Origin of the sequence: Mycobacterium sp. NPDC050853 (genome assembly GCF_040653875.1) — a bacterium.
GTDB lineage: Bacteria > Actinomycetota > Actinomycetes > Mycobacteriales > Mycobacteriaceae > Mycobacterium.
Map to the genome: position 1 here is coordinate 370,672 of NZ_JBFAGW010000004.1, position 16,967 is coordinate 387,638.

Below are 16,967 nucleotides of genomic sequence, written 5' to 3' on the forward strand. Positions count from 1 at the left end.
GCAAGCTTACTTTCCTCCCTGGCACGGTTTTGACTACATGGTAGTTCGTGATCGACCTGCAGAACGTTAGCGACAACGCGCACAATCGCGTACATGGGTGTCAGATTGGAATCCATCGTCATCGATTGCCGCGACTCCACCACGCTCGGGCGTTGGTGGGCCGACGTGCTCGAATGGCCCTACACGGTCGACGAGGACGGCGATGTGGAGGTCTTTCAGCCCGACAGACATCCACCGTCACTGTTCTTCCTGAAAGTCCCCGAGCAGAAGGAGGCCAAGAACCGGCTGCACCTGGACTTTCGCGGTGCCGACCAGCAAGCCGAGGTGGAGCGGTTTCTGGCCCGCGGCGCTACCAGAATCGATATCGGGCAAGGCGATTCAAGTTGGGTCGTGCTGGCCGATCCGGAGGGCAACGAATTCTGCGTGCTAGAGGCGCTTGCGGACTAAGCCAGGTACCCCGGTGGCAGTGACTCGAACATGATCTTGGTGGCACGCACCGCGGCCTCAGATCCGCCGCCCCCGACGATCAATGTGGCGAAGGCCATATCCCCGCGATACCCGGCGAACCAGGCATGCGATCCGCCCGGGAACTCGGCCTCACCGGTCTTTCCGTAGATCTCACCTTCGCCCTTGACATCCATGGCGGTACCGCTGAGAACCGTCTCGCGCATCATCCCACGCAGGCCGTCGACCATTTTCGAGCTCACCAGTGGTCGCTCACCCGTGACCTGGGTGGCCTGACCCGAAATCAGCTGCGGTACAGGCGTCTTACCGTTTGCCACGGTAGCCGCCGCCAGCGCCATGCCGAACGGTGTGACCAGCACCTTGCCCTGCCCAAATCCGTCCTCGGTGCGTTCGGTCAGATTGACGGTGGGCGGCACATCCCCGGAGATGGTGGGGATACCCGCGACAACGTAATCGGGACCGATACCGAATTGGGAAGCGGCGATGGTCAGGCCGTCCAACGGCATCTCGCTGGCCAGCTTGGCGAAGGTGGTGTTACACGAATTCGCGAAGGCACGCGCCATCGGCACCGTACCGAGATCGAACTCGTTGTAGTTGGGGATGCTGCGATCGCCGATGGTGATGCGCTTCGGGCAGCCCAGCATGGTGTCGGGAGTGGCCATGCCGCGGTCCAGCGCGGCACCCGCAGTGATGATCTTGAACGTCGACCCCGGTGGAAACAGCCCCGTGGTGGCCAACGGTCCATCCGCATTAGCGGCGGCGTTCTGGGCGACCGCCAGGATCTCTCCCGTCGACGGCTTGATGACCACCAACATGGCCTTCTGGCCGCGCGTGTTGACGGCATTCTGCGCGGCGTTCTGCACTGGACGGTCCAGGCTGATCGTCTTCGAAGGTGCTGGGGTGGGTTTCACCTCGTTGAGGACGACGGCGTCGACACCGTTCTGGTTGACGCTGACGGCGCGCCAACCGGCCTCACCATCGAGTTCGTCGAGCACGGCCTTCTTAACCTGCGCGACGATATCGGGCGCGAACGAGTCATCGGTGGGCAGCAGATCCGCGATCGGTGTCATCACCACGCCGGGGCGCAATGCTCCCGGCCGGGTCTCGAGCGCAATGGAGACCTTGTCCCAGTCATCCTTGCGCAGCGTGATCAAAGTCATCGGCGTGGTCTGCGCGCTCGCCTGCTCGGCGAGGGCGGCGGCATTGATCTGGTCGTCATAGGGCCTGATGGCATCGGCCAGCGCGGTGGCGGTGCTCATCAGCGCTTTACCGGCCTGCGAAGCGTCGAACGCGATCCGGTACAGGTTGGCCGGTGCCAGCACGGTCGTACCGCCCGCCTCGTTGACCGTGGCCCGCTTGGCCGGTTCGGTGCGCAACGAAAGCGATTGACGCTCACCGAGTTTGGGGTGCAGATCACTGGGCGCCCAGCGCACCTCCCAGCTACCGGCCGTGCGCAGCATTTCCAGGCGCCCGTTGTAGGCCCAGGTGCGCTTCCTGGGCAGTTGCCAGGTATACGTCGCATCGGCACTGCCCGTGTCCTGGGTGTACTGCGAACCGTTCACGATGGCCTTGAAGGACGTCGCCTGCAGGCCCGAGAACGCCTGATCCAGACCTACTTTCGCGCCATCCGGGTCGTCGGTCATTTTGGCGGCCGCGGCGGTGTCACCGCTGGCCAGTGCCTGGAAAAACTTCTCCGCCACAGGGCCGGGCCCGTCGGGGCGCGGGGTGCACGCGACCGTGCCGACCACCAGCAGCGCGGTACCGAACAACGGCAGGGACCAAACACGTCTGGACATCGGGTCGATGCTATGACCGCGAGCCCCCAAAACCCCGGAGGCACACGGGTCTAACGAGGATTAGCTGACAAGAACCGTCGCGAAAGTGCCGATACGGGTGAATCCTGCCTTGGCATAGGACGCGCGGGCGACCTCGTTGAAGCTGTTCACGTACAGGCTCGGGATTCGTCCGCTGCGATGGACCGCGGCCGCGATGGCGGCCACCCCCGCGGTGCCGAGCCCGCAGCCACGGAACTCCGGGTCAACCCACACGCCCTGAATCTGACTGACGCTCAGCGATTGTGATCCGATTTCGGCCTTGAAGATGACGCGGCCGTCCTCGAAACGTGCCCATGCCCTACCCGCGTCGATGAGGCCGGCCACCCGTCGCCGATACCCCCGTCCCCCGTCGCCGTTGCGCGGGTCTACGCCCATCTCGCCGATGAACATCTGGACCGAGGCCTTCAAATACTCGTCCAGCTCCTCGGCGCGCACCTGGCGGACCGCGGGGTCGACGGCGCATGTCGGCGTATCGAGCATTGCCAGCAAGGGCTGACAGGCGCGGACCTCGCGCGCCGGTCCCCAGACCGGATCAAGGTGGCACCACATATCGAGAACCACATCGGCGGGGCCGACCAGGGAGGGGCAGATCCGGTGCTGCTCTATTGCCCGTTCGGCGAACAGTCGGGTGGCCTCGGGTCCACCCGCCAGCGGAATAATCGTGGTCCCGACGAAGCACAGCGAGTCTGCCAACGCACCCGTCGACCAGATTTCACCGCCGATGGCGGTGGGATCGGCACCACGGGCCTCCACCCGGGCGGCCAGCATGCAGGAGGCCACCGGGTCGACATCAAGAACGCTGCGGACCGCGTCAGTGTCCGATAACCCGAGCACACGCACGGCATCAGAGGACGGCGCTCCGGGTGCTCCAGGCGCCGGCAGTGTTGTCGTCATCGGCAATCGCTCCCGTGTCCGTTGCGCCGAGCTGCTTTCAGCTTACGGTGACGACCGGCTGGCCTGGAGGGGATTCACCGGAGCCAATCCCTGTGCCGTTTTCCAAGCCCATCTGTTCGGCCAACCGCATGGCCTCATCGATCAGCGTTTCGACGATCAGTGCCTCCGGCACGGTCTTGATGACCTCACCCTTCACGAAGATCTGCCCCTTGCCGTTTCCGGATGCCACGCCCAAGTCGGCCTCGCGGGCCTCCCCCGGTCCGTTGACGACGCATCCCATGACCGCGACGCGCAGCGGTACATCGAGTCCGTCCAGGCCAGCGCTGACCGCGTTGGCGAGCGTGTAGACGTCGACCTGCGCCCGACCGCAGGACGGGCAGGACACGATTTCCAGCCCACGCGGCCGCAGGTTGAGGGACTCCAGGATCTGGTTGCCCACCTTGACCTCTTCAACGGGCGGCGCCGAGAGGGATACTCGGATGGTGTCCCCGATGCCCTTGGACAGCAGCGCACCGAAGGCGACGGCAGATTTGATGGTGCCCTGGAATGCCGGACCGGCTTCCGTGACACCCAGGTGCAGCGGGTAGTCACATTGCGCGGCAAGCTGTTCGTATGCGGCGACCATGACCACCGGATCATTGTGCTTGACACTGATCTTGATATCGCCGAACCCGCATTCCTCGAACAGTCCGGCCTCCCACAGCGCCGATTCGACGAGCGCCTCGGGCGTGGCCTTGCCGTACTTACCGAGAATGCGCGGATCGAGGGAGCCTGCGTTGACGCCGATCCGGATCGGGATTCCGGCCGCACCGGCCGCCTTGGCGACCTCCTTGACGCGCCCGTCGAACTCCTTGATGTTTCCCGGATTCACCCGCACCGCGGCACAGCCGGCATCAATCGCGGCGAAAATGTACTTAGGCTGAAAGTGGATATCGGCGATGACCGGGATCTGGCTCTTACGGGCGATCTCGGAGAGGGCGTCGGCGTCCTCCTGCCGCGGACAAGCAACGCGCACCATGTCGCAGCCGGAGGTGGTCAATTCGGCGATCTGCTGAAGAGTCGAGTTGACGTCGTGGGTCTTGGTGGTGCACATCGACTGCACCGACACCAGGTGATCGCTACCCACCCCGACATTTCCGACCATGAGCTGACGCGTCTTACGCCGCGGCGCCAGTGTCGGCGGCGGTGCACTCGGAATGCCCAGGCTGGTCATGTATCTCCTACTGGAAGAGTCTAATCGGGTTGACGATGTCAGCGGTGATGGTCAGCAGCATGTAGCCGACAACCACCACCAGGACGAGGTACGTCGCCGGCATCAACTTCATGTAGTTAACGGGCGCGCCCACCGCCATCCCGCGCGCGGACCGGATCATGTTGCGGATCTTCTCGTAAGTGGCCACCGCGATATGTCCACCGTCAAATGGCAGCAACGGCAGCAGATTGATAGCGCCGAGCGCAAAGTTGAGCTGCGCCAACAGTATCCAGAACATGATCCACATGTCGTGCTCTACCGTCTCGCCGCCCATGCGGCTCGCACCGATGACGCTCATCGGGGTGTCCATCGCTCGTTCGCTGCCGGTGATCGAATCCCACAGCGCGCCTACCTTGGTGGGGATCTTCCCGATGGCCTTGACGGTTTCGAAGGAGACGGTTCCGATGAGGTTCCCGGTGGCGGGAATCGCCGTCACCGGGTTGTAGTGAATCTGCGGCACATAGGTTCCCAGGGTGGCGCCGACTGCGCCCACCGCGATGAGCTTGCCGGCCTTCTCGTCCCAGCGTTGTGTCTCGGCCACGGTCACAATGAGCGATTGCTGCTTGCCATCGCGCACGATCTCGAACACCTGAGGACCGCGCAACCCTCGAATAGCGGTGACCAAATCGCTCGACGTGCTGACCTGCTTGCCACCGGCGGTGAGCACCTGGTCGCCGGCCCGCAGCCCCCCGGCCGCCGCAGGTCCTTCGCCCGTGCACGGAGCCATGTCCTTAGGATCCGCACCCTTTTGCGGTGCCACACAACTGGTTTGAGCGATCTCGGGGTGAGTGGGCGCATTGTTGTCGGGTAGACCCCACGTCAACACCACGACGTAGAACACCACGATGCCGATGAGAAAGTTCATGGCCGGCCCGGCGACGAGCACCGCCACCCGCTTCCAGACCTTCTGCTTATACATCGCACGGTCGGCTTCCTCGGGGGTGAGCTCCTCCACCGAGGTCATACCCGCGATATCGCAGAATCCGCCCAGCGGGACGGCCTTCAGGCCGTACTCAATAACGTCTCCTCCGGGTGCAGGACGTTTGGTGGACCACAGCGTCGGCCCGAAGCCGACGAAGTAGCGACGCACCTTCATACCGGTGGCACGCGCCACCCACATGTGCCCACACTCGTGCAGCGCCACCGATACCAAGATCGACAGCGCAAACAACGCAATACCTATCGCGTACGCACCCATCAGGCCAAATCATCCTCTTCACGCAGGCGGCTCATCGATTTTCCTCCGCCAAGATCAGTTGCGCAGCCAGCTGGTCAGCCCAGTGCTGCGCGTCAAGTACATCCTCAACGGTAGCCGGTTCCGCGACCCACTGGCCTGCGGCGTCGAGCACATCGGCAATTGTTCGCACGATGGACCTGAATCCGATACGTCCGGCCAGGAAGGCGGCGGCCGCGGTTTCATTGGCGGCGTTGTAGACGGCGGTCATGCATCCCCCCGCTTCACCGGCGCTCCGAGCGAGGTCGACGGCGGGAAACACCTGCGCATCCAGTGGCTCGAACTGCCAGGTAGAAGCGGTGCCGAAATCGCAGGCGGCGGCCGCTCCGGGCACCCGCTCCGGCCATCCCAGGGCCAAGGCGATGGGCAGTTTCATATCGGGCGGGCTGGCCTGCGCCAGCGTCGACCCATCGGTGAACGTCACCATCGAGTGCACGATCGACTGCGGGTGCACGACGACACCGATCTGGCGGTAGGGCACTCCGAACAGCAGGTGCGTCTCGATGAGTTCGAGCCCCTTGTTGACCAGCGAGGCCGAGTTGAGGGTGTTCATCGGCCCCATCGACCAGGTGGGATGCGCTCCCGCCTGCTCGGGGGTGACGTCCTCGAGCTGTTCGGCGGTCCAGCCCCGGAACGGCCCGCCGGATGCGGTGAGGATCAGCTGAGCAACCTCGCCATGGGTTCCACCGCGCAGGCATTGCGCGAGCGCGGAATGTTCGGAGTCGACGGGCACTATCTGTCCCGGGGATGCGGCCTTGGTGACGAGCGGTCCCCCGGCAACCAGGGACTCCTTGTTGGCGAGGGCCAGCCGCGCCCCCGTCTTCAGTGCGGCCAGGGTGGGACGTAGTCCGAGAGCGCCGACGAGTGCGTTGAGCACCACATCGGCCTCGGTGTTCTCCACCAGCTCGGTGACGGCGTCGGGCCCGCTCAGCACGGGTACGTCGAGCTGTGCGGCGGCCGCTGGATCTGCCACCGCGACGTTGGTGACCCCCGTGGCGTTGATCTGCTTGCGCAGCAGGTCGATGTTGCCGCCGCCTGCGGCCAGGCCGACGACCTCGAATCGATCGGGGTTGGCGGCGATGACCTCAAGCGCCTGGGTACCGATGGACCCGGTGCTGCCCAAGAGCAAGACCCGACAGACCTCTGAACCAAGTGTCACCCACGTATTGTGCCCCCAGTACGGGCCCGCTCTAGCTCGTGAGCACCACGGGACGGTGCAGCTCCACATCACCGGAGGCCGAACGCACCTGGACGAGGAACCTCTCGTCCCCTTGTAGCGGTCCGTCCACGGAATCCAGCGAGTTGGTGACGACGCCGTTGGCGGTGTCGATCGCCAGTTTTGCAGCGGTGCCCGCCGGGATGCCGACGGATGTGTTCCCACTGGCCGTGTCGAAGATCAGTCCGCCGACGATCGCGGACCCGATGGTCACCGAGCCCGAGGATGAGGCCGCTTTGATATTCCCGCGCAGTTGCTTGATGGCGAGGTCTCCCCGGGCCGTCTGAAAGCCGATATCGCCGGTGAGCTCCCTGATCGATACGCCGCCCGAGGCGGAATCGATCTTGGCGTCCCCGGTGATCGTGTCGATCAGCAGATCACCGCTTGCCGATTGCAGTCGCACGTCTCCGAAGGCACCGTCGGCGCGCACTTCCGCCGAGGCCACCGAGATATCCAGGACCGACTGGGTGGGCAGTTCAATGATGATGTCCACGGTGCCGGTGCGGAAGGTCAGGCCCGGTGACGACTCCACCGAGAGCAGGCCCTTTCCGAAGGTGACCCGGGTGCGCTCGGCGGTCTTGATGTCCAGCGCCTTGGATACGTCTCGTGGCCTGACGTCGACGGTGGTGTTCGTACGGTCACTCGCAATGATCTGCAGCGTGCCGCGCGCCAGTGCGACCTTGGCAGCGACGGGGTTGAGGGTTTCGAACTTGGACATAGCGATATTCCTTTCTTTGTTAGCGGACCCAGCCGCTTATGGTGTTACCTGAACTGAATGTTGTTGAGCTATAGGGTTTTTTGATCGCAGCGGCCGCCGCACGCACCAGCCAGGCGTTGAGCGAGATCCCCTCGTTGCCGGCGGCGGCCTCGACGATGGCCCGCAGGCTTTCCGGTAGTCGCAGGGTCACCCGCCAGGTGCCGGCGCTGTCGTCGATCGCGAAGGCCGGTTCGGCTTGCTGCTGAGTGGCCGGCCGGTTCACCACAAACTGCGGTTCGCGGCCGCGCAACCGCACGTCTACCGAGGTGGGCGCCAGCTCGCGGGTGATCTCCTCGGTGGCCGCCGAGAGCGCGTCCAGTAGCGCGAGCCGAATGGCGGAGTCGAGCGGCGCGGTCAGTCGATCGGCGAGCTCCTCGGCCTCCGACCCCCCGGCTTTCGCGGCGATGGCGAGGTCGTGACGCACCGAGTCGACGTACGGTTGCAAGTCCATGACGTCATAGTGACACCATTTTGGTGTCATCGCAAGTGTCATGGTGACGACCGGGTATTGGCCGAATATCTACTACCGGTTCCGTAGACTCACCCGACGACATGGCAGACTGACCACCGAAGACGGTCAAGAGTTCGGATCGAGATTCTGAGGAGGGCTGGCGGTGGCCACGACTGAGGTTGTCAAGCACGACGGAGTCGATGTCGAGGACGTGCCGTCCGCAGCGTTCGGGCGCGGGCTCTCCGGCCAGAACCCCCGCGTCTTCCACATCCTTGGCATTGCCATTGCGGGCTTCTTGCTGCTGATGCTCAAGGGCAATCACGTCGGCAAGGTCGAGGACATCTTCCTCATCGGGTTCGCCGCCATCGTGCTGGCGTTCACCGTGAACGATTACTTGGGCCGTCGCTCGGGCCGCATCCGCTAGCTAGCGCTCGGAAGCCGCCAACTGGCCGCATGCGGCGGCAATCTCCCGACCGCGGGTGTCACGCACCGTGCAGGAGACCCCCTGCTCACGGACGCGTCGTACAAATTCGCGCTCGACCGGTTTCGGGCTGGCATCCCATTGGCTGCCCGGCGTCGGGTTCAGCGGAATCAGGTTCACATGAACCATCTGACCCAAGGCTTTTCGCAACTTCTTGCCGAGCATGTCGGCACGCCACGGCTGATCGTTGATATCGCGGATGAGCGCATATTCGATCGACACCCGCCGGCCCGTGACGTCGGCGTAGTAGCGCGCGGCATCGAGCACCTCGGTGATCGCCCACCGCGTGTTGACCGGCACCAGGGTGTTGCGCAGCTCGTCATCCGGACAATGCAACGAGACCGCGAGCGTGACGCCGAGCCCCTCGTCGGCAAGTTTCCGGATGGCCGGTGCCAGCCCCACCGTGGAGACCGTGACACCGCGCTGCGATATGCCGAAACCGTCGGGGGGTGGTGCGGTGATCTTGCGCAGCACCGTGAGCACCCGGTTGTAGTTGGCCAGGGGCTCCCCCATGCCCATGAACACGATGTTCGACAACCGGCCGGGGCCGCCCGGTAGCTCGCCATCGCGCAATGACGATGCGGCATCACGAACTTGTTCCAGAATCTCGGCGGCCGACAGGTTACGCGTCAGCCCACCCTGGCCGGTGGCGCAGAACGGACATGCCATACCGCACCCAGCCTGCGAGGAGATGCACAGCGTGTTGCGGTCCGGATAGCGCATCAGCACCGATTCGACTGTGCTGCCATCATGTAAGCGCCACAAGGTCTTTCGAGTATCTCCGGAATCACAGGCCACCTGGCGCAGCGGATCAAGCAGTCGGGGAAACAGCGCCTCGCCCACGGCGTCCCGCGCGCCTGCCGGCAGGTCCGTCATCGCCGCCGGGTCGCCCACCAGTCGTCCGTAGTACTGGTTGGCGATCTGCTTGGCGCGAAACTCCGGAAGCCCCAGTGAACTCACGATCTCACGGCTCTGCTCCAGGGTCATATCCGCCAGATGGCGCGGCGGCATGGCCCGACGCGGCGCGTCGAACACCAGCGGGAGGGACCTGTTTTCGGCAGACATAACCGACTCAGTATCCCAGGTCTGCGCTAGTCCCCGGAACCCGAACGTGCCCGCACGTGCATCCGCTCCCCCTGCGGGCCGAAAATGTGGAGCACTTCGACGGGCTTGTCGGTCGAATTTCCGAACCAATGCGGAACATGAGTGTCGAACTCGGCGGCTTCACCCGCGGGCAGGATGAGGTCGAGCTCACCCAGCAGCAGGCGCACTTTCCCGGAGAGCACGTACATCCACTCGTAGCCGTCATGGACCTTCAGGTTCGGTTCCCCCTTGGGTGAGTGCGGCGGGATGATCTGCTTGTAGCACTGCACCCCGCCGGGCCGGCGGGACAACGGCACATAGATCGATCCGTCTCGTTTGAACGGTTTGAGGTGAATGCGCGGGTCTCCCGTGGCAGGTGCGTTCACCAGCTCGTCGAGCGGTACTTGGTGTGCCTCGGCGAGGAGCAACAACAGCTCCAGTGTGGGTCGCCGCCGACCGGATTCCAGGCGAGACAGCGTGCTCTCGGAAATTCCCGTCGTCTCGGACAACTGCGCCAGGGTTACCTGACGATGCAGGCGCAGCGCCCGCAGCCGCGGCCCCAGTGCATCGAGCACGGCCTCCAGCCTTTGATTCTGTTCGTCCATACCCGCCATATTGCCACTTTGGCAAGAATACTTGCGTATTTCGCCGGGTCGCCCCAATAGTGGTGTCATGAACAAACTCTGGGATGTAGCCATCGTCGGTGGTGGAGCCGCAGGCCTGTCGGCGGCCATCACCCTCGCCCGGTCGCGGCGGTCCGTCGTCGTGATCGACGATCACCGGCCGCGCAACGCCCCGGCGGATCGGGTCCACAACTATCTCGGACGCGAGTCGACGCCGCCGGCCGAGCTGTTCGGCATCGGAAGAGATGAAGCGGCGCAATACGGCGCCACATTCCATGATGCGCAGGTCACCTCGGTGTCCCACGCGGACAACCATTTCGACGTGTCAGTGAATTTTCAGGACAACAGGACCTCGACGGTCCATGCGCGTCGGGTCCTGGTGGCCACGGGTGCGGTAGATGAGTTACCCGAAATCGAGGGGCTGGCCGAACGCTGGGGCCGTGACGTGTTGCACTGTGCCTACTGCCACGGTTGGGAGGTCCGCGACCGCACCATCGCGGTGCTGGGCACCGGCCCCCTCGCGGTCCACCACGCGCTCATCTTCCGTCAGCTCAGCGAGAACGTCACCCTGTTGCGGCATAACGACTTTCCGCTATCGGACGACGAGGCAGCGCAGCTGGCCCGCCGGGATATCGGCGTCATCGACGGACCTGTGACACGGCTGCGCATCACCGATGACGCACTCGCCGGGGTGGAGCTGGAAACGGGCGCCACGGTGGCGTGCGAGGCGCTGGTCGTCGCGACGGTGGTGTCAGCGCGTATCGACATGCTGGCCCCCGTGCGCTTGACGACGCAGGAGATGAGACTCGGGGACCATCTACTGGGGACATACCTACCGGTCGCCAGGGGCGCCACGGCAGTCCCAGGTATCTACGCCGCCGGAAACGTCACCGATATCAGGGCACAAGTCATCACATCGGCGGCGGCCGGAACCGAGGTAGCCGCCACCATCAACGCCGACCTCGCGGTCGTCGACGCGCAGGAGCTGCAGCATGCATGATCACAACAACCCACCCTCCGATGAGAATTCTTGGGACGACTTCTACCAGTCACACGATGCGCTCTGGAGTGGGAATGCCAATCCACAACTGGTGAGAGAGATTTCGACACTGCCTCCCCGTACCGCGCTGGACGCAGGCTGCGGCGAGGGTGGCGACGCGATCTGGCTCGCGCAGAAGGGCTGGCGGGTCACCGGCCTGGATTTCTCGGAGACAGCACTGGGCCGCGCCGCCGATAACGCCGCGAAGGCCGATCCCGAGCTCGCCAACCGGATCACTTGGGCGCACGCCGACCTGACCACATGGCAGCCGCGTCGTCTATTCGATTTGGTGACATCGCATTTCATGCACCTACCCACCACGCTCCGCGAGCCCGTGTTCGCGTCGCTGGCCGACGCCGTCGCTCCTGGGGGCACGCTGCTGATCGTGGGGCACCATCCGTCGGATATGCAGGCGGCGATCGGGCGGCCGGATCTGCCCGACTGGTATTTCACCGCCGAGGATATCGCCGACACCCTCGACCCGGGCCGATGGAACGTTCTTATCGCCGAGTCACGGATGCGGAAGTTCGCGCGGGACGGCGAGGAATTCGAAATCGCCGACACGGTGCTGCGGGCCGAGCGCAAGCCGTCGGAGGGATCGAGCTAGGCGATAGCCGCGGATTCTCCCGAAAGAGCCTCACGTGCAGCCTGTTCCACGGCTGAGAGCACACCTGGGTCCAGCCCGCGACGGCCGACGACCGACAAGGTCGCCAGGTTCGCCGCGGGCATGACGTCCACCGGTGCAATGCCGTCGGGCAACCAGCCGATGATGGGTAGCAGCGCCATCCCGAGACCCGACCGCAGGCCCGCGTACAGGCCTGACAAATCCGGCGATTCACCGGTGATCTGATACGGACGCCCCAGCGTGTGCAATGCACTGAACATCGGTGCGCGCAGGGTGCACGGTTCGGTGAAGGTCATGATCTGCAGGGGCTCACCGGAACTCACCTTGTAGCCACGCGCCGCCACCCATTGCAGGCGAACGGTGCCCACCGCGTTGGCGCGATCCAGGCCCGACCCGTCCAGAATTACCGCCAGGTCCATGGTTCCCCGGTCGACGGATTCGGCGAGATAGACGTTGCGATCGAAACGCACGCGCGCCGACCAGTCCGGGAGATGATCACGTAGCGCCGTGGTGATGCTCGGCAATATCAAGTCCGCGCCGTGCTCGGTGACTCCGAGAACCAGGGTGCGCTCTTGACCGGTAATCAGATCGTCGACCGCCACATCATGGGCGTCAAGAATGCGGCGGGCATGCGCCAACAGCTGCGCGCCCCTATCGGTAAACACCACGCCGCGCCCCGAACGCCGGACCACCGGTTCGCCGATCGCGGCCTCCAGCTTGCGCACGTGCTGACTGATCGCGGACTGGGTCAGGTGCAGCACCGCGGCGGCTCGGTGGAAACCTCCACAGTCCGCGACCGCGACAAGTGACCGCAGGGGTGCGATATCGAGTGTCGAACTCGCCATATCGCCACCGTAGTCCGATCACAAAACCTGATCAATATTCTCCTCCGCACACGAAGAACATTGATCTGGCTGGCAGCCAGAATCACGACCGATAAGGACTACTGATTGATTCTGATCAGTAATTATCGTTGGACATCAACCGCCCGGACCGGCGACCATGGCAGTCATGCAGAAGATGACCGTGCCTATGCCGATCTCCTCGGCCGCGGCACTCACGTTTCTGTACGCGCTCGGCTACCCCATCGGCGCGCTCTCGGTATCGGCCATGACACCCATGCTGGTTCTGGTCGCCCGCTTCGCCCTCGCCGGCGCGATTCTGGCCGCCTGGGCGCTCGCTGCGAAGGCCGCCTGGCCAACGGGCCGCAAGCTGGGCCACGTCATCATCACCGGGCTGCTGATGCAGGCCGTGCAGTTCTGTGCGCTGTACGAGGCCCTGGAACATGGGGCCCCTGCGGTGTTGGGCGCGGTCGTCATCTCGATGAATCCCGTTGTCACCGCGGTGCTGGCCGCCCTCTTCCTGGGCGAGCGCCTCAGCGGCCGGCGGCTTGTCGCGCTTGGCCTAGGCGTGGTGGCGGTGTTGGCCGCCTGTGCCAACCGGCTGCTCGCCACCGGCGGAGTCGACACCGTACTGGTGCTGCTGCTGGTCGCTTTGTTGGGTCTGGCCGCGGGCGGCGTCTATCAGCAACGTTTCTGCGCCGATGTCGACTTCCGCGTCAACAGCGCCATCCAGAACCTCGCCGGACTGCTACCTGCCGGCGCTCTAGCCCTGCTGACGCCCAGCGTCGTGCACGATCCGTGGAAGGCGGTGGGCGCGGTCGCGGCGGTGGTGCTGTTCAACGCCACCCTGTGCACCTCGCTGTACGTCCGCTCGGTGAGCAAGTTCGGCGCGGCGGCCGTCGCCATGCTGTTCTGCGTCATCCCGGCCGTCGCCGGGTTGCTGTCCTGGGTTCTACTCGGCCAGCGCGTGGACATCGGCATGGGAATCGGCCTGGTGATCGGCGCGCTCGCCTGCTGGCTCAATGCCCGGGCCAGCCGGCCTGCCGCGGCGCAGGACAAGCCCGCAATCGACGGGGCCACCGCCGCGCCTACCCGTCAGCCGCTAGTGGCCAGCTAGCCTGGCTGCATGCGTGCCCTGTTACTCGGTGGTCTGATCCTGCTCGGAGCTCCGCTCCTGGTCGCCGGATGCTCGAGAGGGGCGACGGTTTCTCCGACCACTCCCTCATCGAGCCAGTCAACATCGAGCAGCACCACCAGCAAGGCCCCCACCACGACTACGACCACGACTCCCCTCGACTTACCCGAGCCTGCCGCAGGTGCACCGTATGAGGCTGTGGCCCAGTGGATTTCCAAGGGAGCCCCGGTAGCGGCCGCCAACTTCCACGCAGCCATCAGCCAGGATGGACAAAAGACCGATCTCGGCGACAACGTCGCCTTTAAAACCCCTTCGGGTAAGACCCGATGCATGACGAGCAATATCGAGCCGGACACGCTGTCCTGCCTGGTCAACCTGACGAGTCCGCCGAAACGGCCCGCCGATACCGAGGGGAACTGGGTCGGCGGTTGGACCGATTTCAACGGCCGTCAGGTCACGGTGGGTGGACTCCATGGCGACCCGGGCCCCTTCCAGAGCGGTGACGGAAATCCACTCGATTACGGTGGCCGCCTGACGTTCGGAGACTTCGGTTGCCGCAGTGAGACTTCCGGATTGTTCTGCGCGAATACCAAGGTTAAGTCCGCCATTCGGATCAGTGATGCCGGGATCGAGCCCTTCGGCTGCCTGAAAGAGGTCACTCCCTCCGAGGGCAATGGTCGCGAGTTCAGCTGCTAGCGCGGCAACAATTGGGCGAAGTACTCCTCACCGCGCGGTGAGAGCCGGTAACCCACCGGCAGGCTCAGTGTCAGGCCTAAGTTCTTGAGCTTGCGCACATGCACCTTGAAGGTGGCCAAATCGGGCCAGCGGGAGCAGGATTCGAGGTCCTTGGCGCGCACCTCGGGACGCTGGGCGATCTCGCGCAGCACGTCACGGGTCCAGGGGCCGGGCTTGGCACTGCGGTCCATCCGGTTCAGCCGCGCGTCGATATCGGCAAGGTCTTGGGCCGAAAGCGCCGCCGACGAAGCCAACTCTGCACGCGGATCCGCCATCGCGATCTTGCGGAATGCCAAGCGGTACAACTGATCACCGCCGTTTGCGCCGATATCGTTTAGCGCCGCGGCTGCGGAAGAGTAGCCGGCCAGCAGCGCATCGGCATCGTCGATATCGCGTGCGGTGATCGCGTCGACGGCATCCACCTCTATAAAGTCGAACTCGGTCATGGAACGGATGCGATCCGAACCCACCCGGTAGCGACCGCCCACCTTCACCTGCGGCCGCTTCCAGCGCCGGTAGGCCACCGAGATGGTGCCGTCGTGGATTCCGGTGCGCAACCTCGGTTCGAACAGCATTAGATCCCCCGGTCGCTTCGCTCCTGCCTGCCGAACCAGATCCCCAGCGTCGCACCGTAAAGCTCTTCGAGGGCCCTCCAGTGACGTTCGGCCGCAGCCTCGTCATAGGTGGCGTTATCGGTGACGGCGTAGCCGTGTTTGGCGGGATACGTCTCGATGGTGTGCCGTACGCCGGCAGCTGTCAGCACCTGCCCCAGCAGCTGCGCCTGTTCGGGAGGGAAGGAAGCGTCCTCCTCGGCAGCGGCCACCAGCACAACGCCGGTGATCCGGTCGGCGATGCGGTGCGGACTGTTCGGATCATCGGCGTTGGCGAGATTGCCGCCATGAAACGAGGCGGCCGCGCCGACCTTTTCCGAATGAGCCGCCGCTACCCGCAATGAGATTCGGCCGCCCATGCAGTAACCGGTCAGCCCCACCTTGTCCCCGATCACCTCGGGCTGCTGCGCGAGCACGTCCAGGAACGCCCCCGCGTCGGCCTCGATCCGATCGGGGGTGAGTGTCCCCATTACCGAAAACAGCCGGGCGCGTTCCTCCGGATCACCGAAGGCGGTGGACAGATCGAACGGCGCCCAATCGCCCTCGCGGTAGTACACATCGGGCACCAATGCCACATACCCCAATGCGGCGAGCCGGTCCCCCATCTCCCGCATGACCTCGCGGGCGCCACCGGCATCGGGATAGAGAATGACACCCGGGCCGGGTGCATCCGGCAGGTGCAGCGTCGCGTGGCACTGCCCGTCGGGTGTGGCGATAAGAACGTCGCGGCGAGACATGGATCCATCAAACCAGCCACCCCTCCTCGTAGCTACCGCACTGGTATCTTGGGCCTCACTCGTTCGTCAATACCAGGGGGAATCTGATGGCCTTCTTCGACACGCTCTCGACATCGTGGCAAATCTTCAAGACATCTGCGAAGGTGCTCGCCTCGCGCAAGGAGATTGTCGTTTTCCCGATCCTGTCCGGGCTCACCTCGGCGCTCGTGCTGTTCGGGATGGTGGCCCTCGGGGTCGTGTTGTTGCCCGCCACGGCCGGCGATTCGCTACCGCCGCTCTTCTACCCCGTGCTTGCCATCGGCTACTTCGTGGTGGTGTATGTCGTGACGTTCTGGCAGGCGGCGCTCATCTCGCAGGCGAATATCGCGTTGGAGGGCGGAGATCCGAGTGTCGCCGGGGGCATCTCGGCAGCCACCCAGCGCGGCGGTCGCCTACTGCCCTGGGTTCTCATCACCGGCGTCGTCTCCTGGATCATCAGTGCCATCGAGGAACGGGTGCCGTTCATCGGGAGGTTCCTCGACGTCGCGTGGCGCGTGGTCTCCTTCCAGGTGCTGCCCACCATCGTGCTGGAGAACCTCGGCGCGATCGACGCGGTCAAGAAGACCAAGGAAACGCTCAAAAATGCGTGGGGCAAGAACGTCGTCGGCGTTGCGGGGCTTGGCCTTTTCACCGGGCTGTTGACGCTGCCCGGGGTTGGCCTGATCTACCTCGGGGTTATCACCAACGTCGCTTCCGCGATGGGCGTGCTCGCCGGAATCGGCGTGCTCTGGATCCTGGCGGCCTCCATCATCGGCGCAGCCCTCACCGGAATCTTCCAGACTGCGCTGTACCGGTTCACGGTTGACGGCCAGGTTCCGGGGCCGTTCGCCGGAGTCGACCTGCGTCAGGCGCTCAAGACTCGTTAGACAGAGCTGAACAGCGCCGCGCCATCGAGTGCCCCAGTGGCACGTGT

Annotated in this window: 18 protein-coding genes and 1 pseudogene; 7 read left to right on the forward strand and 12 right to left on the reverse strand. The window is 64.7% G+C overall.

Features of this window, described 5'->3' with window-relative positions; all coding sequences use genetic code 11:
• The first annotated feature begins 93 nt into the window (after positions 1–93).
• Positions 94–447 carry a VOC family protein gene (locus AB0H22_RS16415; RefSeq protein ID WP_180748043.1) on the forward strand — a complete coding sequence of 118 codons (354 nt, stop codon included), beginning with the start codon at positions 94–96 and terminating at the stop codon, positions 445–447.
• Here AB0H22_RS16415 and AB0H22_RS16420 read toward each other — a convergent pair.
• The 7 genes and pseudogenes from AB0H22_RS16420 to AB0H22_RS16450 all read right to left on the reverse strand — a co-directional run bounded on the left by AB0H22_RS16420 (position 444) and on the right by AB0H22_RS16450 (position 8,104).
• Entirely contained in the window at positions 444–2,261 is a 1,818-nt protein-coding gene (locus tag AB0H22_RS16420; protein ID WP_180748044.1) for a penicillin-binding transpeptidase domain-containing protein, read from the reverse strand. The two genes, AB0H22_RS16415 and AB0H22_RS16420, sit on opposite strands and share 4 nt — an antisense overlap.
• A 60-nt stretch (positions 2,262–2,321) precedes the next feature.
• Positions 2,322–3,110: pseudogene (locus AB0H22_RS16425) on the reverse strand (GNAT family N-acetyltransferase); the annotation flags it as partial.
• 121 nt (positions 3,111–3,231) lie between these two features.
• A complete protein-coding gene (ispG, locus tag AB0H22_RS16430; protein WP_358147281.1) occupies positions 3,232–4,407 on the reverse strand; it encodes a flavodoxin-dependent (E)-4-hydroxy-3-methylbut-2-enyl-diphosphate synthase in 1,176 nt (391 codons plus the stop codon).
• A 7-nt stretch (positions 4,408–4,414) separates the two neighbouring features.
• Complete coding sequence (locus AB0H22_RS16435; RefSeq protein ID WP_358147283.1) at positions 4,415–5,644, reverse strand: M50 family metallopeptidase; 1,230 nt, start codon at positions 5,642–5,644, stop codon at positions 4,415–4,417.
• A 31-nt stretch (positions 5,645–5,675) separates the two neighbouring features.
• Positions 5,676–6,908 (reverse strand): 1-deoxy-D-xylulose-5-phosphate reductoisomerase, encoded by a 1,233-nt coding sequence (dxr, locus tag AB0H22_RS16440; RefSeq protein ID WP_255485565.1) that lies wholly within the window; start codon positions 6,906–6,908, stop codon positions 5,676–5,678.
• Positions 6,871–7,614, reverse strand: a complete 744-nt coding sequence (locus AB0H22_RS16445; RefSeq protein WP_358147285.1) for a DUF4097 family beta strand repeat-containing protein — start codon at positions 7,612–7,614, stop codon at positions 6,871–6,873. Before AB0H22_RS16445 ends, dxr begins: the two co-directional genes overlap by 38 nt.
• A gap of 19 nt (positions 7,615–7,633) precedes the next feature.
• A complete protein-coding gene (locus tag AB0H22_RS16450; RefSeq protein ID WP_180748049.1) occupies positions 7,634–8,104 on the reverse strand; it encodes a toxin-antitoxin system HicB family antitoxin in 471 nt (156 codons plus the stop codon).
• A 163-nt stretch (positions 8,105–8,267) separates the two neighbouring features.
• Between AB0H22_RS16450 and AB0H22_RS16455 the strand changes: the two genes are divergently transcribed.
• On the forward strand, positions 8,268–8,528 hold the full coding sequence (locus AB0H22_RS16455) for a DUF2631 domain-containing protein (RefSeq protein WP_180748050.1): 261 nt from the start codon (positions 8,268–8,270) through the stop codon (positions 8,526–8,528).
• Here the strand turns inward: AB0H22_RS16455 and rlmN are convergent, their stop codons facing one another.
• Together rlmN and AB0H22_RS16465 are read right to left on the reverse strand one after the other, a co-directional pair.
• On the reverse strand, positions 8,529–9,650 hold the full coding sequence (rlmN, locus tag AB0H22_RS16460) for a 23S rRNA (adenine(2503)-C(2))-methyltransferase RlmN (RefSeq protein WP_180748051.1): 1,122 nt from the start codon (positions 9,648–9,650) through the stop codon (positions 8,529–8,531).
• Between the two features lie 26 nt (positions 9,651–9,676).
• Positions 9,677–10,252 carry an XRE family transcriptional regulator gene (locus tag AB0H22_RS16465; RefSeq protein WP_358147503.1) on the reverse strand — a complete coding sequence of 192 codons (576 nt, stop codon included), beginning with the start codon at positions 10,250–10,252 and terminating at the stop codon, positions 9,677–9,679.
• 88 nt (positions 10,253–10,340) lie between these two features.
• Here AB0H22_RS16465 and AB0H22_RS16470 point away from each other — a divergent pair, with 88 nt between their 5' ends.
• Both AB0H22_RS16470 and AB0H22_RS16475 read left to right on the forward strand, forming a co-directional pair.
• Positions 10,341–11,291, forward strand: coding sequence for an NAD(P)/FAD-dependent oxidoreductase (locus tag AB0H22_RS16470; protein WP_358147288.1), 951 nt, complete (start codon positions 10,341–10,343; stop codon positions 11,289–11,291).
• Positions 11,284–11,937 (forward strand): methyltransferase domain-containing protein, encoded by a 654-nt coding sequence (locus tag AB0H22_RS16475; protein ID WP_358147290.1) that lies wholly within the window; start codon positions 11,284–11,286, stop codon positions 11,935–11,937. Before AB0H22_RS16470 ends, AB0H22_RS16475 begins: the two co-directional genes overlap by 8 nt.
• Here AB0H22_RS16475 and AB0H22_RS16480 read toward each other — a convergent pair.
• Positions 11,934–12,800 carry a LysR family transcriptional regulator gene (locus tag AB0H22_RS16480; protein WP_180748054.1) on the reverse strand — a complete coding sequence of 289 codons (867 nt, stop codon included), beginning with the start codon at positions 12,798–12,800 and terminating at the stop codon, positions 11,934–11,936. The two genes, AB0H22_RS16475 and AB0H22_RS16480, sit on opposite strands and share 4 nt — an antisense overlap.
• A 166-nt stretch (positions 12,801–12,966) precedes the next feature.
• Between AB0H22_RS16480 and AB0H22_RS16485 the strand changes: the two genes are divergently transcribed.
• Positions 12,967–13,914, forward strand: coding sequence for a DMT family transporter (locus tag AB0H22_RS16485; protein ID WP_180748055.1), 948 nt, complete (start codon positions 12,967–12,969; stop codon positions 13,912–13,914).
• 9 nt (positions 13,915–13,923) lie between these two features.
• Positions 13,924–14,628 carry a hypothetical protein gene (locus AB0H22_RS16490; protein ID WP_180747719.1) on the forward strand — a complete coding sequence of 235 codons (705 nt, stop codon included), beginning with the start codon at positions 13,924–13,926 and terminating at the stop codon, positions 14,626–14,628.
• On the opposite strand, the gene AB0H22_RS16495 is transcribed toward AB0H22_RS16490, so the two are convergent.
• Together AB0H22_RS16495 and AB0H22_RS16500 are read right to left on the reverse strand one after the other, a co-directional pair.
• Positions 14,625–15,242, reverse strand: coding sequence for a hypothetical protein (locus AB0H22_RS16495; RefSeq protein ID WP_358147293.1), 618 nt, complete (start codon positions 15,240–15,242; stop codon positions 14,625–14,627). The genes AB0H22_RS16490 and AB0H22_RS16495 overlap by 4 nt on opposite strands.
• Positions 15,242–16,015, reverse strand: a complete 774-nt coding sequence (locus tag AB0H22_RS16500) for a dienelactone hydrolase family protein (protein ID WP_358147295.1) — start codon at positions 16,013–16,015, stop codon at positions 15,242–15,244. The genes AB0H22_RS16495 and AB0H22_RS16500 overlap by 1 nt, the downstream gene beginning before the upstream one ends.
• A gap of 86 nt (positions 16,016–16,101) precedes the next feature.
• On the opposite strand from AB0H22_RS16500, the gene AB0H22_RS16505 reads away from it, so the two are divergent.
• Positions 16,102–16,920 (forward strand): DUF6159 family protein, encoded by an 819-nt coding sequence (locus AB0H22_RS16505; RefSeq protein ID WP_358147297.1) that lies wholly within the window; start codon positions 16,102–16,104, stop codon positions 16,918–16,920.
• Positions 16,921–16,967 lie beyond the last annotated feature (47 nt).

Bases quoted from the DNA above. Each gene is read 5' to 3' on its own strand.
- AB0H22_RS16470 (WP_358147288.1), top strand. From the start codon at position 10,341: ATGAACAAACTCTGGGATGTAGCCATCGTCGGTGGTGGAGCCGCAGGC.
- AB0H22_RS16415 (WP_180748043.1), top strand. From the start codon at position 94: ATGGGTGTCAGATTGGAATCCATCGTCATCGATTGCCGCGACTCCACC.
- AB0H22_RS16505 (WP_358147297.1), top strand. From the start codon at position 16,102: ATGGCCTTCTTCGACACGCTCTCGACATCGTGGCAAATCTTCAAGACA.
- ispG (WP_358147281.1), bottom strand. From the start codon at position 4,407: ATGACCAGCCTGGGCATTCCGAGTGCACCGCCGCCGACACTGGCGCCG.
- AB0H22_RS16420 (WP_180748044.1), bottom strand. From the start codon at position 2,261: ATGTCCAGACGTGTTTGGTCCCTGCCGTTGTTCGGTACCGCGCTGCTG.
- AB0H22_RS16485 (WP_180748055.1), top strand. From the start codon at position 12,967: ATGCAGAAGATGACCGTGCCTATGCCGATCTCCTCGGCCGCGGCACTC.
- dxr (WP_255485565.1), bottom strand. From the start codon at position 6,908: ATGTGGAGCTGCACCGTCCCGTGGTGCTCACGAGCTAGAGCGGGCCCG.
- AB0H22_RS16475 (WP_358147290.1), top strand. From the start codon at position 11,284: ATGCATGATCACAACAACCCACCCTCCGATGAGAATTCTTGGGACGAC.
- AB0H22_RS16495 (WP_358147293.1), bottom strand. From the start codon at position 15,242: ATGCTGTTCGAACCGAGGTTGCGCACCGGAATCCACGACGGCACCATC.
- AB0H22_RS16500 (WP_358147295.1), bottom strand. From the start codon at position 16,015: ATGTCTCGCCGCGACGTTCTTATCGCCACACCCGACGGGCAGTGCCAC.
- rlmN (WP_180748051.1), bottom strand. From the start codon at position 9,650: ATGTCTGCCGAAAACAGGTCCCTCCCGCTGGTGTTCGACGCGCCGCGT.
- AB0H22_RS16435 (WP_358147283.1), bottom strand. From the start codon at position 5,644: ATGGGTGCGTACGCGATAGGTATTGCGTTGTTTGCGCTGTCGATCTTG.
- AB0H22_RS16445 (WP_358147285.1), bottom strand. From the start codon at position 7,614: ATGTCCAAGTTCGAAACCCTCAACCCCGTCGCTGCCAAGGTCGCACTG.
- AB0H22_RS16480 (WP_180748054.1), bottom strand. From the start codon at position 12,800: ATGGCGAGTTCGACACTCGATATCGCACCCCTGCGGTCACTTGTCGCG.
- AB0H22_RS16490 (WP_180747719.1), top strand. From the start codon at position 13,924: ATGCGTGCCCTGTTACTCGGTGGTCTGATCCTGCTCGGAGCTCCGCTC.
- AB0H22_RS16450 (WP_180748049.1), bottom strand. From the start codon at position 8,104: ATGGACTTGCAACCGTACGTCGACTCGGTGCGTCACGACCTCGCCATC.